This window comes from Daejeonella sp. (assembly GCF_044232565.1).
Lineage (GTDB): Bacteria > Bacteroidota > Bacteroidia > Sphingobacteriales > Sphingobacteriaceae > Daejeonella.
On sequence record NZ_JBIILQ010000320.1, the window covers coordinates 1 to 5,132 of the forward strand.

Sequence of the window (5,132 nt, forward strand, 5' to 3'; positions counted from 1 at the left end):
AGGGGCCATTAATGATTTATTAAATATTGCCACAAGCTAAAAACTGGAAAATATATGACAGAAAACTTAATCAAAAAACAACAACTTAATAATTTATTAATCAACGATTGGAATAATGGTGAAACCATTTCCTTAATATCTAATAAGGAATGTGTTATACAAATGATTAACCCTTTTGCAGAAAAAAACTTAGGCTACAATTCGGAAGAAGTAGTCGGAAAAATGTTAGTGGATGATCTCTTTGATAAGAATGAATTGTCAAAAATTGCCAAAAATCTAATTAGTGACTTCGATACAAAATACAGAGATGAACATTGTTTATATGCATTAATAAAAGAGTTTAGTGAAGTGAGTGAGCTAAAACTTAATATGATTCGGAAGGATGGTAGCAAATTTCCTGTTCTTTTAAATATTTTAAAAACAGGGGATAAAAATGAATGCTATTCATTAACTGCCAATTTTAATGCAGCAAAAAAAATATCTGAATTAAGTGAAATAGATAATCGTTTAGTAAAACTACTTGAAAAAGAAAAAAAAATAAATGAAGTAAGAAAGCAATATCTCAATATTGCCTCACATGAGTTCCGAACTCCCCTAAGTATTATTCTTTCCTCAGCATTTATCCTCTCAAAATTTGAGAAAGCTGAAGAACAAGAACAGAGAGAAGAACAAATCAAACATATTATATCAGCAGTCAACTTTTTAAGAGATATCATCAACGACTTTCTGACTTTAAGTAAAGTTGATGAAGGTCAATTAAAGATTAACAGAGCGAATTTTAATTCTAAGGAACTGATCACTGAAACTATTAATGATTTAAGTGTGATTCTAAAAAAAGGACAAAAAATCACGTATAAACATGTAGGGGAGACTAATTTATTTACCGATGTCAATGCATTTAAACACTTATTAATCAATATCTTATCAAACGCCATAAAATTCTCTCCAGAAAATGTCAAAATTATTGTTTCAAGTAAGTTTTCAGATGGCGAATATATAATGTCTATAAAAGATCATGGTTTCGGAATATCTGAAGAAGATCAAAAAATGTTGTTTACTCCTTTTTTTCGAGGATCGAATGCTAAAGAAGTCCCAGGCACGGGACTTGGCTTAAACATTGTTCAATATTACCTTGATAAAATGAATGGTAAAATCAAGGTTAAGAGCAAAATCGATAAAGGAACTACAATTGAAATTAGTTTCAAGGATGTAAAAGAAGCAAGTGCTGTATAGTCTGATTTTAAACAAACATTATATAGTGTCAATAGAACCGGATTGTTTTTTTTGCAAAAAATAATCGTAGTTTTATTAAACAATAAAAACAATCAGAATGACTTCATTTAAGCCTTTTTTTGCAATTGCGCTATTTTCTTGCATGTCCCTATCGGTTTTCGCCCAAAATGAAAAGGCAGTATCCGACATTAAAGAAATTATGCGAAAATATGAAGTTGTAGGTTTATCTGTTGCACTTGTAAAAAAAGGGGAAATCGTTTATAATCAATCCTTTGGTTTAAAAGATAATGTAAGTAATGAACCTTTAAATAATGATCATATTTTCCGCATAGCATCCATTTCTAAATCATTTTCTGCTACCTCTATTATGCAATTAGTAGAGAAGGGAAAACTAAAATTAGACGATGATATCAGCGATTTAGTGGGTTTTCCAGTTAGGAATCCAAATTTCCCTGACCAGAAAATTACCTTAAAAATGATGATGTCGCACACATCTAGCCTCAATGATAGCCAAGGATACTTCACTTTTGATGCAATCAACCCAGAAAAAAATCCGGATTGGAGAAAATGCTTTAACAAATACGCTCCAGGTACTAATTATGAATACTGCAACCTAAACTACAATATGATAGGAGCAGTAATAGAAAAATATTCAGGTGAACGTTTCGACAACTACGTAAAAAATCATATTTTAAATCCCCTTGGATTATACGGTGGATACAATGTAGATTCTTTGGAAGCCAATCGATTTGCAACATTACACTCTTATGATAGCGCAACGAAAACATTAAGCCCTTCCCCATTGGCTTATTCGGCTAAGCGCGAGGAAAGATTAAATTATAAAATGGGATATAGCACACCTATTTTCTCGCCTACCGGAGGAATGAAAATATCGGCTAGTGATCTTGCTAAATACATGACTATGCACATGAACTTTGGTAAGTATAAAGGCGTAAGAATAATCTCAAAAAAGAGTGCTAAGATAATGCAAACAAAAATTTCTGAAGAAGAAGGTTATGGTTTAGCAATAGCCAATCGAGAAGATGTAATTACAGGTAAAATGATGACTGGACATACTGGATCTGCCTACGGACTATACAGCGCTATGTTTTTTAATCCCAAAGAAAAGTTTGGCATTGTAGTGATTACTAACGGTTGTAATCCTAATTATACCAATGGCATAAATGATGTTTTAAGAGCTGGATTAAATAGTCTATATGATAACTTCATCAAATAGATAATTTTTATTCTATTTTTTTTATTAATAATCTTTTTATAATTAAAAACTCCATGCTAAAATCCGACTTGTTTTATTTCCTTGATGCGTATCAATAGTTCTAACTTCCTTTGCCTTTATTTTATCTAATTCATAATAGCAGCTAGCAAGCGTTTCCTTCTTGGAAACTAAAGAACTGAACCATTCTACAGCATTTGCAAATTGCTCACTTTCTAAAATCATGCTTTGAAGAAACTTTTCTTCTCCACCCTCACACCACAACTCGGCGTTTTTACCTCCAAAATTGAGGTCCGAACCCATAGAACTTGCCTTTCCAAGATTTTTCCACTTCCGCTCTGTACTTTCGGAGGCATCTTTCATCGATGAATGAAATGGTGGATTACATATTGACAACTTGAATTTTTCACCAGGATTGATTAAATCCGTAAATATTTTTGACTTATTTTTTTGCTTTCTTATACTGATTACTTTTGAAAGTCCGTTGGCATCTACAATATTTTTCGCCGACCGTATTGCCAGAGAATCAATATCAGATCCTACAAAAGTCCACCCATATTCACTATGCCCAATTAATGGATAAATACTATTGGCTCCTACGCCAATATCAAGTACTTTAATGTTTTTACCTTTCGGAATTATACCATTATTATCAGCAATTAAATCAGCTACATAATGTAAGTAATCTGCCCTTCCAGGAATTGGAGGACATAAAAAACCCTCAGGAATATCCCAAAGTTGAATCCCATAAAAATAAATTAAAAGGGCTTTGTTTAATGTTTTAACAGCAAGAGAGTCAGTAAAATCAATCGTTTCATCAGCAAATTCATTTTTTATCACAAAATCAGCTAAGTCAGGACATTTTTTAATCAAAACAGCAAATTGGTAACGTCCTCTATGTTTATTTCTTGGATGAAGTTCTAATTTTTCATCAATTACAGATTTTGGTTTTGAAGGCATAAACGAAATTATCTAAAATAAGCGGATAAAAGATTGAAATCAAAAAGAATTATAAATAAGAAAGTCTAAAACAAGAAATGCAAGGTGTTTCTAGCTAAATTTTAAGATATAGAATACAATCTTGATTAGAATCAAAGACAGTCTTGATTTGGCTCATAAATGACTTTTTTATTTAAACCTACATTGAAAATAATTTAGGAATCCGAATTATTAACAATAAAAATTAAACAAAATGAGAACTGACAATCAAATTCAAAAAGATGTGATGGAAGAGCTTAGCTGGGAACCATTTCTCAACGAGTCTGAAATTGGAGTAGCGGTAAAAAATGGAATAGTTACCCTCTCTGGCATTGTAGACACTTTTTCAAAAAAGTTAAGTGCCGAAAAAGCAGCAAAAAGGGTAGCGGGTGTAAGAGCAGTAGCTGAAGACATTCAAGTTGGTGTCTCTCCTAACTACCGAAAAACAGACGCTGAAATTGCTGAAACTGTGTTAAATGCTTTGAAATGGAATACTACAATTCCAGACAATAGGATTCAAGTTAAAGTTGAAAATGGCAATGTAAAATTAGAAGGTGAAGTAGAATGGGAATATCAACGTGTAAATGCCCGTAGAGCAATAGAAAACATAACTGGTGTGAGTTCAGTTATAAACCTTATTTCTGTAAAGCCAAAGCTTAAAGCAATGGATATCCATCAAAAAATCAACAGTGCTTTTCATAGAAATGCAACAATTGATGCTGATCGAATTGTTGTAGAAGTGGATGGAAATAAGGTTATTCTGAGTGGAAAAGTTCGCTCATTTGCCGAAAAGGATGATGCTGAAAGAGCCGCATGGTCTGCTCCAGGCATCCTCAGTGTTGAAAGTAAACTAAATGTTGAAGTACCCGAAATGGCCTTCAACGATTAATTTAATGAACATGTAAAGGGTCGAATTGATTACAATTCGGCTTTTTACATGTCTTTAATTGAACAATAAGCTTGCAAATTTGAGCATGAAGCAGAAACTACCGGAACCCTATCAAAAAAAGCAAATTCCCAAAAATCAAGTTCCTCAAAAGCAATTTTTTTGGGCTGTGGTTTATTTGTTCATACTCTTTATGTTGTTTTTCCCCTATTTAACGAAATTCAATAATTCTGTTAATGAAATTAGTTGGCAGCAATTTGAAAGTGAAATCTTAAGTCGTAAAGCTGTTGAAAAAATTAACATCGTCAATAAAGAAGAGGCCCAAATATTTATAAAGGCTGAATCAGCAAAAGACCCCTATTTCCAAGAAGTTCTTAATTCAAGAATTAAAGGTAAAATCGATCCTGGACCGCATTATAAATTCACTATCGGATCCTTGGAATCTTTTGAACGAAAAATGGATGAGGCACAAAAAAACATTCCATTAACACAAAAAATCCCTATAAGCTACTCAAATACTAGTAATTGGTTCTGGAATGTCTTTGGATGGATTCTACCATTACTATTAATTTTTTATTTATGGCGTATTTTGTTTCAAAAATATGCAAGCATGGGGAGCCCCTCAGGCGGAAATTCCATTTTTAATTTTGGAAAATCCAATGCTTTGATGGTCGCCCGTGAAGAAAGTCGCATTACCTTTGAAGATGTAGCAGGTTTAGAAGAAGCGGAGCTAGAAGTCCGCGAAATTGTTGAATTTTTAAAAAATCCAAAACAATTCACCCGTCTTGGTGCCAAAATACC

5 protein-coding genes are annotated in these 5,132 nt (G+C 32.7%); 4 read left to right on the forward strand and 1 reads right to left on the reverse strand.

Annotated features, from left to right (window positions below; genetic code table 11):
- Window positions 1-54 precede the first annotated feature (54 nt).
- Window positions 55-1,233, forward strand: a complete 1,179-nt coding sequence (locus ACILQF_RS12730; RefSeq protein ID WP_395627775.1) for an ATP-binding protein — start codon at window positions 55-57, stop codon at window positions 1,231-1,233.
- Window positions 1,234-1,330: 97 nt separating this feature from the next.
- On the forward strand, window positions 1,331-2,470 hold the full coding sequence (locus tag ACILQF_RS12735; protein WP_395627776.1) for a serine hydrolase domain-containing protein: 1,140 nt from the start codon (window positions 1,331-1,333) through the stop codon (window positions 2,468-2,470).
- 42 nt (window positions 2,471-2,512) lie between these two features.
- Here ACILQF_RS12735 and rlmF read toward each other — a convergent pair whose 3' ends face one another.
- Entirely contained in the window at window positions 2,513-3,427 is a 915-nt protein-coding gene (gene rlmF / locus ACILQF_RS12740; protein ID WP_395627777.1) for a 23S rRNA (adenine(1618)-N(6))-methyltransferase RlmF, read from the reverse strand.
- A gap of 232 nt (window positions 3,428-3,659) precedes the next feature.
- On the opposite strand from rlmF, the gene ACILQF_RS12745 reads away from it, so the two are divergent.
- Window positions 3,660-4,334, forward strand: coding sequence for a BON domain-containing protein (locus ACILQF_RS12745; protein WP_395627778.1), 675 nt, complete (start codon window positions 3,660-3,662; stop codon window positions 4,332-4,334).
- Between the two features lie 85 nt (window positions 4,335-4,419).
- Window positions 4,420-5,132, forward strand: a 713-nt coding sequence (locus tag ACILQF_RS12750; protein ID WP_395627779.1) for an ATP-dependent metallopeptidase FtsH/Yme1/Tma family protein, incomplete at its 3' end; no start/stop codon positions are given.

What these genes read in the sequence shown, in the direction of transcription:
- ACILQF_RS12735 (WP_395627776.1), top strand. Translation starts at nt 1,331, where the DNA reads ATGACTTCATTTAAGCCTTTTTTTGCAATTGCGCTATTTTCTTGCATG.
- ACILQF_RS12745 (WP_395627778.1), top strand. Translation starts at nt 3,660, where the DNA reads ATGAGAACTGACAATCAAATTCAAAAAGATGTGATGGAAGAGCTTAGC.
- ACILQF_RS12730 (WP_395627775.1), top strand. Translation starts at nt 55, where the DNA reads ATGACAGAAAACTTAATCAAAAAACAACAACTTAATAATTTATTAATC.
- rlmF (WP_395627777.1), bottom strand. Translation starts at nt 3,427, where the DNA reads ATGCCTTCAAAACCAAAATCTGTAATTGATGAAAAATTAGAACTTCAT.